General features: G+C 48.0%; 10 protein-coding genes. 8 read left to right on the forward strand and 2 right to left on the reverse strand.

Annotation, left to right across the window (positions count from 1 at the left end):
• Positions 1-84: 84 nt before the first annotated feature.
• The 8 genes from metA (at position 85) to WMO65_RS20285 (ending at position 14,031) form a co-directional block, all read left to right on the forward strand.
• The gene (gene metA / locus WMO65_RS20250) at positions 85-1,005 is read left to right on the forward strand and encodes a homoserine O-acetyltransferase MetA (protein WP_148393296.1); all 921 of its coding nucleotides are present in this window, start codon (positions 85-87) and stop codon (positions 1,003-1,005) included.
• Positions 1,006-1,035: 30 nt separating this feature from the next.
• On the forward strand, positions 1,036-2,754 hold the full coding sequence (locus WMO65_RS20255) for a DUF4091 domain-containing protein (RefSeq protein WP_148393295.1): 1,719 nt from the start codon (positions 1,036-1,038) through the stop codon (positions 2,752-2,754).
• 305 nt (positions 2,755-3,059) lie between these two features.
• Positions 3,060-3,479: a YjdF family protein gene (locus WMO65_RS20260; protein ID WP_118593799.1), complete on the forward strand. Its 420-nt coding sequence runs from the start codon at positions 3,060-3,062 to the stop codon at positions 3,477-3,479.
• 300 nt (positions 3,480-3,779) lie between these two features.
• Positions 3,780-5,288 (forward strand): catalase, encoded by a 1,509-nt coding sequence (locus WMO65_RS20265; RefSeq protein WP_033143771.1) that lies wholly within the window; start codon positions 3,780-3,782, stop codon positions 5,286-5,288.
• Positions 5,289-5,515: 227 nt separating this feature from the next.
• Complete coding sequence (locus tag WMO65_RS20270; protein WP_103731960.1) at positions 5,516-8,962, forward strand: pyruvate carboxylase; 3,447 nt, start codon at positions 5,516-5,518, stop codon at positions 8,960-8,962.
• 251 nt (positions 8,963-9,213) lie between these two features.
• On the forward strand, positions 9,214-11,748 hold the full coding sequence (locus WMO65_RS20275) for a ribonucleoside-diphosphate reductase subunit alpha (RefSeq protein WP_148393294.1): 2,535 nt from the start codon (positions 9,214-9,216) through the stop codon (positions 11,746-11,748).
• On the forward strand, positions 11,745-12,788 hold the full coding sequence (locus WMO65_RS20280) for a ribonucleotide-diphosphate reductase subunit beta (RefSeq protein ID WP_033144044.1): 1,044 nt from the start codon (positions 11,745-11,747) through the stop codon (positions 12,786-12,788). The genes WMO65_RS20275 and WMO65_RS20280 overlap by 4 nt, the downstream gene beginning before the upstream one ends.
• Positions 12,789-13,053: 265 nt before the next feature.
• A complete protein-coding gene (locus WMO65_RS20285; protein WP_148393293.1) occupies positions 13,054-14,031 on the forward strand; it encodes an ROK family protein in 978 nt (325 codons plus the stop codon).
• A gap of 70 nt (positions 14,032-14,101) precedes the next feature.
• Here WMO65_RS20285 and WMO65_RS20290 read toward each other — a convergent pair whose 3' ends face one another.
• Together WMO65_RS20290 and WMO65_RS20295 are read right to left on the reverse strand one after the other, a co-directional pair.
• Entirely contained in the window at positions 14,102-15,457 is a 1,356-nt protein-coding gene (locus WMO65_RS20290; protein WP_033144034.1) for an MATE family efflux transporter, read from the reverse strand.
• Positions 15,458-15,883 (reverse strand): MarR family winged helix-turn-helix transcriptional regulator, encoded by a 426-nt coding sequence (locus tag WMO65_RS20295; RefSeq protein ID WP_148393292.1) that lies wholly within the window; start codon positions 15,881-15,883, stop codon positions 15,458-15,460. It lies immediately after the preceding gene.
• Between the last annotated feature and the right edge of the window lie 41 nt (positions 15,884-15,924).

The following is a 15,924-nucleotide window of genomic DNA, read 5'->3' on the forward strand; positions in this document are numbered from 1 at the left end:
GATTTTTAATGGGCGAATACCCGTAACTATTCAGCTGGCTGAATAGTTACCAAAAACAATACATAAGGAAAGAAGGAATAGTACATGCCGATTAAAATACAAAGTGACCTGCCTGTTAAGGAAATACTGGAAAAAGAAAATATATTTGTCATGGATGAGGGGCGTGCGGTCCATCAGGATATCCGGCCGATCCGTATCCTGATCCTGAATCTTATGCCGCTCAAAGAAGAGACAGAGCTGCAGCTTCTGCGCTCACTGTCCAATACTCCTCTGCAGGTGGACGTATCTTTCATGATGGTTGCGACCCACGAGTCAAAAAATACGGCGACCAGCCATTTGAACAAATTCTATGAGACCTTTGACCAGGTAAAAGCCCATAAGTATGACGGAATGATCATTACAGGCGCACCGGTGGAGCAGATGGAATTTGAGGAAGTGGATTACTGGGAAGAGTTACAGGAAATCATGGAGTGGACAAAGACAAATGTGACCTCCACCATTTACCTGTGCTGGGCTGCCCAGGCGGGGCTTTACTATCACTATGGCCTGAAGAAGAAAATGATGGACCACAAGGTGTTCGGCCTCTTCCGCCACAGGGTAAAAAACCGCAGGGTGCCCCTTGTGCGCGGATTCGACGATGAATTTTTAGCGCCCCATTCCCGTCATACAGAGGTAGCAGCAGAGGACATCCATGCCTGTGATGCGCTGACGATCCTGGCGGAATCAGAGGAAGCCGGAGTATTTTTATGCATGGCTATGGACGGCCGCCAGATCTTTGTCATGGGACATCCGGAGTATGATCGTGTGACTTTGGACGGAGAGTATAAGAGAGATAAAGGGAAAGGGCTGGATATCAAGCTTCCCGAGAATTACTATCCTGAGAATGATCCGGATAATAAGCCGCTTCTGCTGTGGAGGGCACATGCGAATAATCTGTATACGAACTGGCTCAATTATTACGTTTATCAGGCTACTCCTTATGATTTGGATGGGACACCATTCTGATTATGCGAATGCCATTTTGAAAGGAGAAGTATGCCAGAGTTTGAATTTTATTTGACCGGCAGTCTGGAAAAAATATTTCCGGATACTGAGCCAAAGGCAATGGGCGAGGCACACAGAATCTCAATTCTGAGAGGAGAAATGCCTGCGGTACAGATTGCCTACAGGAGAAAATGCGGTGGGGAGAACCTTCCATATAAATACCGTTTTCAATGTAAAGTGACAGGAATACCGGCCAGCGCGCGCTTCCGTGATGTGGAGTTGGTGCCATCCGCCTTTCCCTGTTATGAGGTTACGGATGAGAATTATCTGACAACCCGGCCGGGGCTGTTTCCGGACCTGCTGAAACCCAAAAAAGAGAATATTATCACGCCAATGCCCGGGCAGTTTCGGGCATTGTGGATTGATCTTCCGGATACAAAAACGCTGGATGCCGGGGTATATCAGGCGGCGGTTGAGCTGACCATGCTGCCGGAAGTATACATGGGAGATGGTACACTTAAAAAGCCGGAACACATGGAATGTGAAAGAGCGGTGTTTCCTTTTGAGCTGGAAGTGGCGGAGGCGCAGTGGAGACCGCAGTCTCTCATACATACAGAGTGGTTTCATGCGGACTGCCTGGCAGATTTCTATCGGACGGAAGTATTCAGCGAAATGCACTGGAAAGTCATAGAAAAGCAGATTGCCCTTGCAGGGAGAGAGCTGGGGGTCAATATGATCTTGACGCCTGTGTTTACACCGCCCCTGGACACTGCAATCGGAGGAGAGCGCACAACGGTTCAATTGGTTGAGGCAGAATTGAAAGAGGACGGTTACCTTTTTGATTTTACAAAGCTGAAAAGGTGGTGTGATATCTGCAGACGGTCAGGGATTGAGAATCTTGAGATTGCCCATCTCTTCACCCAGTGGGGGGCAAAGGCGACGCCGAAGATATATGTCACAGAGAATGGCCTTAAGACACAGAAATTCGGGTGGCATGTACCGGCTGTGAGCAGAGAATACAGAAGATTTCTGGAAGCCTTTCTTCCGGCGCTTCAGGAGAAGCTGGAAGCGTTTGGGTTTGACAGAGAGCATGTTTATTTTCATATCTCTGACGAACCGTCAAGGGAGAATCTGGACAGTTATATACAGGCTAAGGCAGCAGTGGAGGATCTGTTGAAAGGGTGGAAGGTGATGGATGCCCTGAGTGATTACGTGTTCTATGAAAAAGGGATCGTGGAAAATCCAATTCCATCCAATGACCATATCCAGGCTTTTATAGATCACGGGGTGGAGCATCTCTGGGTATATTACTGCTGTGCGCAGAATAATAAAGTGCCAAACCGCTTTTTGGCCATGCCAAGTGCCAGAAACCGGATTATGGGTGTGCTGATGTATCTGTATAGGATAGAGGGTTTTTTGCACTGGGGATATAACTTCTATAATTCTATGTTTTCCATAGAGCATATCGATCCCTTTTTTGACACGCATGCAGGTTTTGCGTTTCCATCCGGAGACACATTTCTGGTGTATCCCGGCGCGGACGGGGAACCATGGTCTTCCATCCGGGCAGAGGTACAGCGGGAGGGGCTTGACGATATGCGGGCTTTGGAGGAACTGGAAAAAAGTGTTGGCAGGGAGAGGGTAGTGGAAATTATATATGAGGGTGTAGAAGGAAAGATCACGTTTGAGAACTATCCGCAGGATGCGGAGTATCTTTACAGACTGAGGAATAAAGTGGCAGCAGAGATGAAAAAGGCTGTGGGAAAATAAAGAGATGGGCTTCCGGGGAAATCGACCCGGGAGCCTTTTTACATATCACAAAACAGAAAGAAGGCAGCAGACCGGGTGGCACATTCTCCTCAAATGCGCTATAATATATATGCAAAGATAAAAACACAACGTGCGGCAGGGCCACACAGACCCGGTAGGTAGTCCGGGCGCAGACCGGATGTGCAGATATTCCGGTCTGTAAGTAACCTTCCTCCTTAGGTCGTCCCTTCTTTGCAGGACATGTGCAGTGGTATTCGGATGGATAACCCTCACAGTCCATAAAAACATTTCAAGGAGGAACGATTATGGACAGGATTTCGATAACAGTGAAGGTGTTTTTTCAGGACCCCTTTTGGATTGGCCTGTGTGAGAGAACGGACAGCAGAGGATGTTCTGTGTGTAAGATCACATTCGGACCGGAGCCAAAAGAGTATGAGGTACAGGAATTTATCAGTCAGAACTGGTATCGTCTGAGTTTCAGTCCGGCTGTTGCTGAAGCTGTGAGAAGAACAGAGCATAAAAATCCTAAAAGGATGCTGCGCCAGGTAAAAAAGCAGATGAACCGGACGGGCATCGGCACGAAATCCCAGCAGGCTCTGAAGCTCCAGCATGAGGAAAATAAGGAAATGCGCAGATCCCTTTCCAAAGAGAAAAGGGAAGAGGAGGAGCAGAGAAAATTTGCCTTAAGGCAGCAGAAAAGAAAGGAAAAGCACAGAGGAAGATAGCCTCTGGGTATTACAAAAAGACTCGGAATGTTCATTTGTTCCGGGTTTTTTTGTAAGTTCTTAAGAAAGTATAAAGAATGCATAAAAACAAAAATAATTTTAGAAGAATGATGTATATTGTGCTGAATGATGATATGATAAAAAAAAGATGATATGTGATATAGTCACAGAAAAATAAATTTATATATGTTATAAATATATAAATAACATGCAGTAACTGGCGGCAGAATAAGAATATTTTCATGGAGCACGAGTTACCTCATTTGTCACGGAGGTGTCTGAAAAAAAGGAGATTAAAGCATGGAAGAAAACAAATGGAAACTTACGAATGAAGCCGGTGCACCTGTGGCAGAAAATGAACATTCCCTGACAGCAGGTCCGAGAGGCCCGGTACTCATGCAGGATGTGTGGCTGATGGAAAAACTGGCGCATTTTGACCGTGAAGTGATACCGGAGCGCAGAATGCATGCCAAAGGATGGGGAGCCTACGGAAAACTTACGGTTACCCATGATATTTCCCAATATACAAAAGCGAAGGTCCTGCAGCCCGGTGCAGAGACAGAGCTTTTTATCCGTTTCTCCACGGTTGCCGGGGAGCGGGGGGCCGCGGATGCGGAGCGTGATATCCGCGGTGTGGCTGTAAAATTTTATACGGAAGAGGGAAACTGGGACCTGGTGGGAAATAACACGCCCACATTTTTCCTCCGCGATGTACATAATTTCCCGGATTTGAACCGGGCTGTAAAACGTGATCCAAGGACAGGCATGCGTTCCGCTCAGAACAACTGGGATTTCTGGACACTGCTTCCTGAGACCTTTCATCAGACCACCATTGTAATGTCAGACCGGGGAATACCGGCATCCTTCAGGAACATGCACTTCTATGGTGAACATACCTATTCATTTTATAATGAAAAGAATGAACGGTTCTGGTGTAAATTCCATTTCCACACACAGCAGGGAATCAAAAATCTGACGGATGAGGAGGCAGAGAAAATATGCGGCATGGATCGGGAGAGCCATGGACGTGACCTTTTTGAATCCATTGAGCGGGGCGATTATCCCAAGTGGACCATGTATGTGCAGATCATGACAGAAGAACAGGCGAGAAACCATTATGAGAATCCGTTTGATATTACGAAAATTTGGAGACACAGAGAATATCCGCTGATAGAGGTGGGGGTGCTGGAACTGAACAGAAACCCCGAAAATTATTTTGCGGAGGTTGAACAGGCAGCATTTACACCTGCCCATGTAGTGCCGGGCATTGGATTTTCACCGGATAAGTTTCTGCAGGGCCGCTTGTTTGTATACGGAGATGCCCACAGATACCGTCTGGGAGTCAATTACAATGAGATTCCGGTAAACAGGGCAAAATGCCAGGTCAGCGACTATCACCGGGACGGCGCTATGCGTGTGGATGGAAATTACGGGAGGGCGCCTTCCTATTCACCAAACAGCGCAGGCGTATGGTCGTCACAGCCGGAGGTCATGGAGCCGCCTCTTGATCTGTCAGGTGCTATGTATGCCTATGATCCTACGGATGATCCTACGGATGACTGCTTCCGGGCAGGCGGAGATCTGTGGCGTATCCTTGAGGAGGACAAGAAGGTCCTTCTGATAGAAAATACGGCGAGAAATATTGCGCCGGTGACTGATAATATCAAGTATCGCCATGCAGTACACTGCTTCTGGGCAGACCCGGAATACGGAGAACGCATCACAGAGGCTATGCATTTGGACTTTGACAGGGTAAAAGAACTTGCAAAAGGAGACCATAACAGCCTGATCCGAGCTACTTTAAAGTAAAAATAAAGGCTGCGGCAGCCAATCTTATACAGGAGGCACACAGAGAAATCTGTCTGTGCCTCCTGTTTTTACGTGTATAAAAAGATTATTTTTTTCTTGCTTTTTCATTTTAAATAGAGTATAGTGGAAATAAATATTTTTTGTCTTTCGGAAACAGACAAATGACTTTTATAGAAAGACAAAGCCGGAAACAAATCACGTTATGGTCAAAAAACAGGAGGAAAGGTATGGAAAAAGAAAGGTGCGGCAAAAACTTTAAGAAAGTGATGGCAGCTAACAGGGGAGAGATCGCCATCCGTATTTTCAGGGCGTGCTGCGATTTGGGGCGCAGTACCGTTGCGATTTATTCTAAGGAAGATGAGTACAACGTCTTTCGGACAAAAGCAGACGAGTCTTACATGATAGGAGAGAATAAGAGTCCTTTAGGTGCATATCTGGATATCGGCATGATCATAGATATTGCCAAAAAGCATAAGGTGGATGCCATTCATCCGGGCTATGGTTTCCTCTCAGAGAATGCGGACTTTGCCAGGGCCTGTGAGGAGAGCGGCATTGCCTTTATCGGCCCGCCGTCCCATGTGCTGGAACAGATGGGGGATAAGCTGAGCGCAAAGGAAATTGCAAAGCGCTGCGGTGTTCCTACTGTTCCGGGGTCCACAGTGCCCATCCGTGATGCCCAAGAGGCGGTGGAGCTTGCAGTATCTTACGGTTTTCCGGTGATACTGAAGGCTTCTGCAGGAGGCGGCGGAAGAGGCATGCGGCGGTGCGCAGATGAACAGGAAGTGAGAGATACCTTCCCGCTGGTGCAGAGTGAAGCTTTAAAGGCTTTTGGATGCGGTGATATTTTCATAGAAAAATTTTTGGAGGAGCCAAAGCATATTGAAGTACAGATATTGGCAGACCAGTACGGCAATATTGTCCATCTTTTTGAGAGAGACTGCTCTCTGCAGCGGCGTTATCAGAAGGTGGTGGAATTTACGCCTGCATTTGCCATTTCACAGGATATACGGGAAAAAATCTGTGAAGACGCAGTGAAAATAGCAAAAGAAGTTGGGTATGTAAATGCGGGGACGGTAGAGTTTCTGGTGGACCGGAAGGGCGGATATTATTTTATCGAGATGAATCCCAGGATTCAGGTGGAACACACAGTCACAGAGATGGTCACAGATATTGATATTGTCCGTGCTCAGGTACTCATTGCTGAGGGAAAGACCTTGGCAGCTCCGGAGATCGGGATTGAAAAGCAGGAGGATGTAAAACGGCATGGATATGCCATCCAATGCCGGGTAACCACAGAGGACCCGCAGAACAATTTTGCCCCTGATACCGGAAAGGTGACCGCATATCGGACCGGAGGCGGATTCGGTGTACGTCTGGACGGCGGAAATACCTACGCAGGTGCAGAGATATCCCCCTACTATGACAGTCTTCTCGTAAAAGTTACCACACATGACAATACCTTTGAAGGTGCCTGCAACAAATCTCTCAGGGCTTTGAGCGAGACACGGGTGCGCGGTGTGAAGACCAATATCGGATTTATTGAAAATATCTTAATGCATCCCATGTTCCGCACAGGAAAATGCCATACAAAATTCATTGACGAGACACCGGAACTGTTCTCCATCAAGAGTTCCCAGGACCGGGCCACAAAAATGCTGAAATACATAGGCAACATTGTAGTCAATGACCCGACAGCCGGAAAATACCGCTATGAGCCGCCGCGTTTTCCAAAGGTAACGGGAACGAGGAAAGACGGTCTGAAACAGATCCTGGATGCTCGGGGACCCGAAGCGGTAAAGCAGTGGGTGCTGGATCAGAAAAAGCTGCTTATTACAGATACCACTATGCGGGACGCACACCAGTCCCTTCTTGCCACCAGAGTGAGAACACGCGATATGGTAAAAGGCGCGGAGGGGACTGCAGAGATACTGGCAGATGCTTTTTCATTGGAAATGTGGGGCGGTGCCACCTTTGATGTGGCCTACCGTTTTCTGAAGGAATCTCCGTGGGAACGCCTTGACCTGCTCAGGGAAAAAATACCCAATATTCCCTTCCAGATGCTGCTGCGCGGTGCAAATGCGGTGGGATATACCAACTATCCCGACAACCTGATCCGGGAATTTGTAAAAGAGGCAGCAAGAAGCGGAATAGATGTATTCCGAATCTTTGACTCCCTGAACTGGATCCCGGGAATGGAAATCGCTATGGATGAAGTGCTGAACCAGAATAAGATCGCAGAGGCAACACTGTGTTATACAGGGGATGTCTCTGACCCGAAAGAGGATAAATACACATTGGGATACTATACGGAGATGGCAAAAGAACTGGAGCGGCGGGGTGCCCATATTCTCTGTATCAAGGATATGTCAGGACTTCTGAAGCCTTATGCTGCACATAAGCTGGTGAAAGCACTGAAAGAGGAGACGGGTCTCCCCATCCATCTCCACACCCATGACACCAGCGGAAACCAGATCGCGGCGCTGCTCATGGCTGCGGAGGCCGGGGCGGACATTGTGGATACGGCTGTTTCCAGCATGTCATCCCTCACCAGCCAGCCTTCCATGAATTCCCTGGTGGCAGCTCTTTGGGGTCAGGAAAGAGACACCGGCCTGTCTCTGGAACGTCTGCAGGAGCTGACCGATTACTGGAGTGACGTGAGGGAGAGATACCGCTCCTTTGAAGGAGGAATCAAATATCCCGCAACAGATATTTACCGCTATGAAATACCCGGCGGCCAATACACCAATCTGAAACCACAGGTGGAGAGCCTTGGCCTGGGACACAGGTTTGAGGAAGTAAAAGAGATGTACCGCACGGTCAATGAGATGCTGGGAGGTCTTGTAAAAGTAACGCCGTCCTCAAAAATGGTAGGTGATATGGCAATTTTTATGGTCCAGAATGATCTGACACCGGAAAATATTGTGGAGCGCGGAGAAAACCTGACTTTCCCGGATTCTGCAGTGAGCTATTTCAAGGGAATGATGGGGCAGCCACGCTGGGGATTCCCAAAAGAACTGCAGAGAGTGGTTCTGAAGGGAGAGACACCCATCACATGCCGTCCGGGTGAACTGCTTTTGCCCATGGATTTCGATGCGGCAAGAGAGAGACTGAAACAATTTGTTCCGAAACCGGACTGGAGAATGGTCATAAGCTGGTGCTTTTATCCTAAGGTTGTAGAGGACTTTTTAAAGAGCCGCAGAGAATACGGTTATATCACCCGCCTGGGCAGCCATGTGTATTTTCACGGACTTGCCGAGGGGGAGACAAACCGTGTGGAGATAGAAGACGGAAAAACACTTGTCATAAAATATCTGGGCAAGAGCGAATTGAACCCGGACGGGACCAGAAATGTATTCTTTGAACTGAACGGCATTCGCAGGGAAGTTTCCGTGCAGGATAAGAGCGCCAAGGTGACTGTGGAATCCATACCAATGGCTGACCCCAATAATCTGAGCCATGTGGGTGCTTCCATACCCGGACTTGTGAGTAAGATACTTGTAAAACCGGGAGAAAAAGTCAAAAGAAACCAGGTTCTGGCAGTAGTTGAGGCAATGAAAATGGAGACAAATGTAATCGCACTCATGGATGGAGAGATGGATCAAATCCTTGTAAAAGAGGGGAAAGAGATCAAGGCAGGAGAACTGCTTATGACAGTTAAGACAGTAAAAGAATGATTCATAAAGGGATAAGCGCTGCTCTGGGGTACAGAGGAGCTCTTATCCCTTTGTTGTGCGGGCTGTAGAAGTAATAATATCCAGAATCAAACTGGAGTAAAAAGGTTGAGTATATACCTTCTCTGTGTTACAATATCAATAATTCGTCACTGTTCGGTCAGGTCTGTGCATTTGCCGCGCTGATTCATACCCTGACAGGATGAGAATAAAACACAGTGGACAGAATAGGGAAGAGGAGGCAGAAGAAAAATATGATCATCATAAAAAGAAATGGACAGGCAGAACCCTATGATATACAGAAAATAAAGAATGCGGTCCTGCTGGCATTTAAAAGTGTGGGGCAGGTATATAAAGAGGAAGAGATAGAAAAAGTCACGGAGCTGGTGGAGTATAAGATTAAAAAATACTGTCCCCTTCAGTCCAGCCGGCTGCAGGTGGAACAGATCCAGGACATCGTGGAGCGCTCTCTCACAGAGCTCAATTATTATGAGGTGCTGAAAAGCTTCATATTATATAGAAACGAGAGGGCCAAAAAGCGGGAAGCCAGAAGAAAGATCATGGAATATTTTGAACAGGCGGAGGAACTGGATACGGTTCTGAGGGAGATCCAGAGAGAATATACGGACCATGTTTATCATCTGGAGCATCTGCTTGCCAAATTTCTGACTTTTTACCGGGAAGGCATCCAGGTGGAGGAACGTTTGGATCTGCTGAAAAGAGCAGCAGTAGAGCTGACCACCCAGGAGGCACCTCTCTGGGAATTTGCTGCTGCACGGATTCTGCATCTGCAGTTTACCCGCCGTTTGGAGAGAGAACTGGAAAACTACCGGATACACAATTTTTACGAAAAGATCCATTGTCTCACCAAGATGGGCCTGTATGGCAGCTACATCCTGGAAAATTATTCAAAGGAAGAGATTCTCAGGTACGAAGCTTACATGCAGGAGGACAGAAACCACTTGTTCAACTATTCCGGTCTGGAGCTTCTGATAAACCGCTATGTGATAAGGAGCCGTCAGAATGTACCGCTGGAAACGGTGCAGGAGATGTTTCTCGGCATTGCCATGCATCTGGCCATGCCGGAAGAGAAGAACAGGGATATGTGGGTTTTACGGTTCTATGATATGCTCAGCACACTTAAGGTGACTATGGCAACGCCAACGCTTTCCAATGCGAGAAGGCCCTATCACCAGCTTTCTTCCTGCTTTATTGATACAGTGCCGGATAGTCTGGACGGGATTTACCGCAGCATTGACAATTTTGCAAAGGTCAGCAAATTCGGCGGCGGTATGGGACTGTATTTTGGAAAAGTGCGGGCAGCAGGCAGCGACATCCGCGGTTTTGAAGGGGCAGCAGGGGGTGTGATCCGGTGGATCAAGCTGGCAAATGATACCGCAGTCGCGGTGGACCAGCTTGGGGTACGGCAGGGAGCGGTGGCAGTGTATCTGGACGCGTGGCACAGAGACCTTCCGGAGTTTCTGAATCTGCGTACAAACAACGGGGATGACAGGATGAAAGCCCATGATGTATTTCCGGCGGTCTGCTATCCGGATCTGTTCTGGAAGACAGCAAAGGAAAACATAGAGGGAGACTGGTATCTCATGTGCCCTCACGAGATCCTTACGGTGAAAGGGTATGCCCTGGAGGACGCTTTCGGTCAGGAATGGGAAAGGAAATACATGGAGTGTGTGGCTGACAGCAGGATAAAAAAACGGGTGATTCCCATTAAGGAACTGATCCGTCTGATCATCCGAAGCGCGGCGGAGACAGGGACCCCGTTTACCTTCAACAGGGATACGGTCAATAAGGCAAATCCAAACAGCCACAAAGGTGTGATTTACTGCAGTAACCTCTGCACAGAGATCGCCCAGAATATGAGCCCCATTGAACAGGTGGAGCAGCGGACGGAGGTCGTAGACGGGGAGACGGTGGTTGTGACGGTCACACGGCCGGGAGAATTTGTAGTGTGTAATCTGGCAAGCCTTTCCCTGGGAAGAATTGATGTAGATAACAGACAGGAGATAGAGGAGATCACAGCAAGTGCCATGAGGGCACTGGACAATGTTATTGACCTGAATTTCTTCCCGGTTCCCTACGCGAGGATCAATAATATGAAATACCGTCCGGTTGGCCTGGGCGTCAGCGGATATCACCATATGCTGGCTAAGAAGGGGGTTCTCTGGGAATGTGAGGATCATTTGAAACTGGTAGACCGGATATTTGAGGATATCAATTTTGCGGCAGTGAAAGCAAGCTGTGAAAATGCCCGGGAAAAGGGCAGCTATGCTTATTTTCAGGGCAGTGAGTGGGAAAGCGGTGCATATTTTGAAAAGCGGGCCTATGTCTCAGAGCGTTGGCGTTATCTGGAAGATCAGGTAAAAAACGGAGGGATGCGCAACGGCTATCTTCTGGCGGTTGCCCCCACAAGCAGTACCAGCATGATCGCTGGAACGACAGCCGGTGTGGACCCTGTGATGAACCGGTATTTCTTGGAGGAGAAAAAGAACGGCCTTGTGCCCCGCGTGGCGCCGGAGCTGAATCCTGACACGTACTGGTATTACAAGAATGCTCATCACATCGAACAGGAATGGTCTGTCCGCGCCTGCGGGGTCCGGCAGCGCCATATAGACCAGGCACAGAGTATGAACCTGTATATCACCAATGACTATACCTTCCGCCAGGTGCTGAACCTGTATCTGCTTGCCTGGGAGAAGGGGGTCAAGACCATATATTATATCCGGTCCAGGAGTTTGGAAGTAGAAGAATGCGAGGTGTGTGCAAGCTGATGGAAATGAAGAAAAAACCCCTGTTCAATCCGCAGGGTGACTGGGAAATACAGAACCGCAGAATGGTAGGCGGCAATACAACGAATTTAAATGATTTCAATAACATGAAATATACCTGGGTCAGTGACTGGTACCGGCAGGCCATGAACAATTTCTGGATTCCGGAAGAAATCAATTTGAATGTGGATGTGAGAGACTATCCGGGACTGTCACAAAAAGAGAGGCGGGCCTATGACAAGATCCTCTCCTTCCTTGTCTTTCTGGACAGCATCCAGACAGCCAATCTGCCGGCTGTCAGTGAATATGTCACAGCCAATGAGGTGAATCTGTGTCTGTCCATCCAGGCTTTTCAGGAGGCTGTGCACAGCCAGAGCTACAGCTATATGCTGGATACGATCTGTGAACCTCAAAAACGCACGGAGGTTCTGTATCAGTGGAGGGATGATGCACATCTTCTGAAAAGAAATACTTTTATCGGCAGCCTGTACAACGATTTCCAGCAGAAAAAAGATATGTTTACTTTTATGAAGACCATTGTTGCCAATTACATCCTGGAAGGTATTTATTTCTACAGCGGCTTTATGTTTTTCTATAATCTGGGAAGAAACCACAAAATGCCGGGCACTGCGCAGGTGATCCGTTATATCAACCGTGACGAAAACACACATCTGTGGCTGTTCCGGAATATCCTTATGGAACTGAAAAAAGAGGAGCCGGAAATGTTCACGGCAGATAAAGTGGAAATATACCGGGAGATGATAAGAGAGGGCTGTGAAGAGGAAATGGCCTGGGGAGCGTATGTGATCGGAGAGGATATTGCCGGACTGAGCGGCGAGATGGTCAGGGATTATATAAAATATCTGGGAAACCTCCGTTGTTTCAGTCTGGGCTTTGAAGGGATTTATGATGGCCATGACACGGAGCCGGAGAGCATGCGCTGGGTGGGACAGTACAGCAATGCGAATCTGATCAAGACAGACTTCTTTGAAGCCAGAAGTACAGCTTATGCAAAGAGCAGTGCGCTGGTGGATGATCTGTAGAAATATATCTGCCGCTGCCGGAAATTTTGGCGGCGGCTTTTTCGGTAATTGTTCATGTTCCGCTGTCCCGCGAGGTGTTTTCAGGGCAAAGGCATGAAAGTCCCGAGGTACCAGAGCGATTGGTTTATCTGCTGTGGGAGTATTGTTTTTGATCTGTATGTTATGTATAATCAGATGTATAGCAGGTGGTGCTGCGCAGACTGTGCTCTGCAGAAATACGGGCTGCGGCCGGAGGCAGCCGGGGAATTGCCGGAAAGGACATAGAATGAAAAAATATATAATTGGTATGGATCTGGGAGGAACGAATATCAAGACCTCTCTGTTCACAAAAGATTTTTCTGTGGTGGCCGAACAGAGGACACCGACCATGGTCAGTCTGGGCTCTGAGGGCGTTTTGCAGCGAATGGCAGATAATATCAGGGAGCTGCTCTTAAAAGCAGGGGCAGCGGCAGAGGAAGTGGAGGTCATGGGAATGGGGGTTCCCGGGCTTTTGGATATAGAAAAGGGAATCTCCCTGTTTTCACCTAATTTTCCCCAATGGGAAAATGTTCCCATTGCCGGATGGTTTAAAGAACGGTTGGGTATACCGGTATTTATTGACAATGATGTCCGCGTAAATCTGTACGGGGAATGTTACTTCGGTGCGGGGAAGGGGAAAAAGAATGTGGTACTTCTGACACTGGGGACAGGTTTAGGGGCAGGAGTGATGATAGACGGACATATTTTGTACGGTGCAACCGGCAGCATGGGTGAAATTGGCCATATGAATATGTATCGGGAGGGCAGACCATGCCGCTGTAAAAGCTCGGGCTGTCTGGGGCGTTATGTGTCGGCTTTGGGGCTTCTGCGGACGGTAAAGGAAAAGATTGAGGCAAAAGAGAAGACAGTGCTTACAGACTGGGTGAAGGACCCGGAAGAGATCACGGCAGAAATGGTGTCCAGAGCCTTTGATGAAGGGGATCAGCTTGCAAGGGAGGCCATGGAGGAGACTGGTGAGATTCTGGGATTCGGCCTTGTAAATGTGATAAATTTATATAATCCCGAGTGTGTGATTATCGGAGGCGGTATGTCAGCGGCAGGAGAACGCCTGCTGTCAAAGGCGAGAGAAGTTGTGGATACCCATGCACTGGAGATTTCCAGAAAAGCGTGTACGATCGTTACAGCATCGCTTGGCGATGCATCAGGAATGCTGGGGGCAGCGAAAGCCGCTTCGATAAAAACAGAGAACAGATTGGTGGTTTAATAAAATCTCCGGTTTCGGCAGAGAAAATCTTTCTGCGGGAACCGGAGATTTGTTTGCGGCTTTTACAGGATCAGTCCACCAGTTTTTTCAGTTTCCATTTTCCGCTCTGTACGCGGATAAAGGAGAAGATGGCGCCGATTCCCCAGCCAATGGGAATAGACCACCAGATTGCGCTGGAACCGATGAAATGGGCCAGCAGGTATGCAATGGCAACTCTGGAAAACAGGTTGGACATGGAGCTTAACATAAAGGCGCCCATATCTCCGGCACCTCGTAAAAGGCCGTTGCCTACAAACATAAGTCCCATTAATACATAAAATACAGAGACGGTCTTCATATATCTCAGTCCGTATCCCATAGCGCTGCCCTCAGAACCGCTGTTCAGGAACAGACTGAGAAGCTGCGGTCCGAAGAGATAAATAATACCGGTGATGATAAGGGAAAATATCAGGACCATGAGCAGACAGGCTTTATAACCCTGAACAACCCGTTTGTCTTTTCCTGCTCCGATATTTTGTGCTGTATAACTTGACATGGCATTTGAAAAGTTCATGTTGGGCATCATGGCAAGCGTATCAATTTTTGTGGCTGCCGTATAGCCTGCTACAAATACCTTTCCGTAAGAGTTGACCAGTCCCTGCATGAACATCATGCTCAGGGACACAATGGACTGCTGCAGCATGGAGGGGACACCCACACGGGCAATTCTGCGGGCTGCATTTGCCTCAAAGAAAGCAAACTTTTTATCCGCGGCAGCAGGTTCACTTTCCATATCCTTCATCCGTTTGATCAGAACAAAGAAGGAGACTACAGCACACAGGCCCTGCGCGATCAGGGTCGCCCAGGCAACACCAGCCACGCCCATATGGAAGCGGATCACGAACAGCAGATCAAGCCCAATGTTTGTAAGGGCTGACACCATTAGAAATTTAAGGGGAGTATTGCTGTCCCCAAGGGCATTGTAGATACCGTTCAAAGTATTGTAAAGAAAGAGGAAGACAGCTCCGCCAAAATAAATCCGCAGATAGGTGAGAGAATCCGCCATGATATCAGCGTCCGTCCCCAGAAGCTTCAGAAGCGGACCGGCTGCCAGCTCACCGGCTGCCATAATAGCCAGTCCGATCACACCCAATGCGATCAGAGCAGTAGAAATGGTTGTCTTCATTTCCCGGATCTGACCTGCCCCAAAGAGCTGGGAGATGACAACCGTACATCCCATGGAAAGTCCCGCGGCGATGGCTACAGCCAGAAAGACAACAGGGAAGGAGGAGCCTACAGCGGCCAGTGCATCCTCACCTACAAATTTTCCCACTACCATGGAATCTACCATATTATAAAGCTGCTGGAAAAAGTTTCCGATAACCATGGGCAGGGCAAAGAAAAAAAGCAGCTTGAGAGGCTTTCCCTCCGTCAGATTTTTTACCATTTATCTTCCTCCTTTTTTTCTGTATGCAACTGCATTGGCTGCAATTCGTTTGATGTGGTCCTGATGTATTTGCTGTTCCTCCTGGGAAAAGCCGGTATAACAGATTTCATCCCAGGATCTGTAAATATCCCGGATATGTTCATAGATTTCCGTTCCCTTCTCCGTCAGGGATACAAATTTCTGGCGCCTGTCATTTTCATTGATTCTGCGGCATATAAGCCCCTTTTCTTCCAGGGATGCCAGGTTTTTGGCGATTCTGCCCTTATCCAGATTCAGATATTCGGCCATTTCCTCCTGGCTGCAGCTCTTGTCTTTGAGGATACGGATCAGTCTGCCTTCCAGAGGAATCAACCCGTATTTTTCCATTTCGGCTCTTACATATGACAATTCACAGCGCCTGATGATGCTGACAAAATGGTTATTCATAAAACGGCCTCCTTAAAATAGTTGTAAATTACAACTGTTGT

Origin of the sequence: Blautia caccae (assembly GCF_040095955.1) — a bacterium.
GTDB lineage: Bacteria > Bacillota > Clostridia > Lachnospirales > Lachnospiraceae > Blautia > Blautia celeris.

Bases quoted from the DNA above. Each gene is read 5' to 3' on its own strand.
- WMO65_RS20290 (WP_033144034.1), bottom strand. From the start codon at position 15,457: ATGGTAAAAAATCTGACGGAGGGAAAGCCTCTCAAGCTGCTTTTTTTC.
- WMO65_RS20265 (WP_033143771.1), top strand. From the start codon at position 3,780: ATGGAAGAAAACAAATGGAAACTTACGAATGAAGCCGGTGCACCTGTG.
- WMO65_RS20295 (WP_148393292.1), bottom strand. From the start codon at position 15,883: ATGAATAACCATTTTGTCAGCATCATCAGGCGCTGTGAATTGTCATAT.
- WMO65_RS20270 (WP_103731960.1), top strand. From the start codon at position 5,516: ATGGAAAAAGAAAGGTGCGGCAAAAACTTTAAGAAAGTGATGGCAGCT.
- metA (WP_148393296.1), top strand. From the start codon at position 85: ATGCCGATTAAAATACAAAGTGACCTGCCTGTTAAGGAAATACTGGAA.
- WMO65_RS20260 (WP_118593799.1), top strand. From the start codon at position 3,060: ATGGACAGGATTTCGATAACAGTGAAGGTGTTTTTTCAGGACCCCTTT.
- WMO65_RS20275 (WP_148393294.1), top strand. From the start codon at position 9,214: ATGATCATCATAAAAAGAAATGGACAGGCAGAACCCTATGATATACAG.
- WMO65_RS20285 (WP_148393293.1), top strand. From the start codon at position 13,054: ATGAAAAAATATATAATTGGTATGGATCTGGGAGGAACGAATATCAAG.
- WMO65_RS20255 (WP_148393295.1), top strand. From the start codon at position 1,036: ATGCCAGAGTTTGAATTTTATTTGACCGGCAGTCTGGAAAAAATATTT.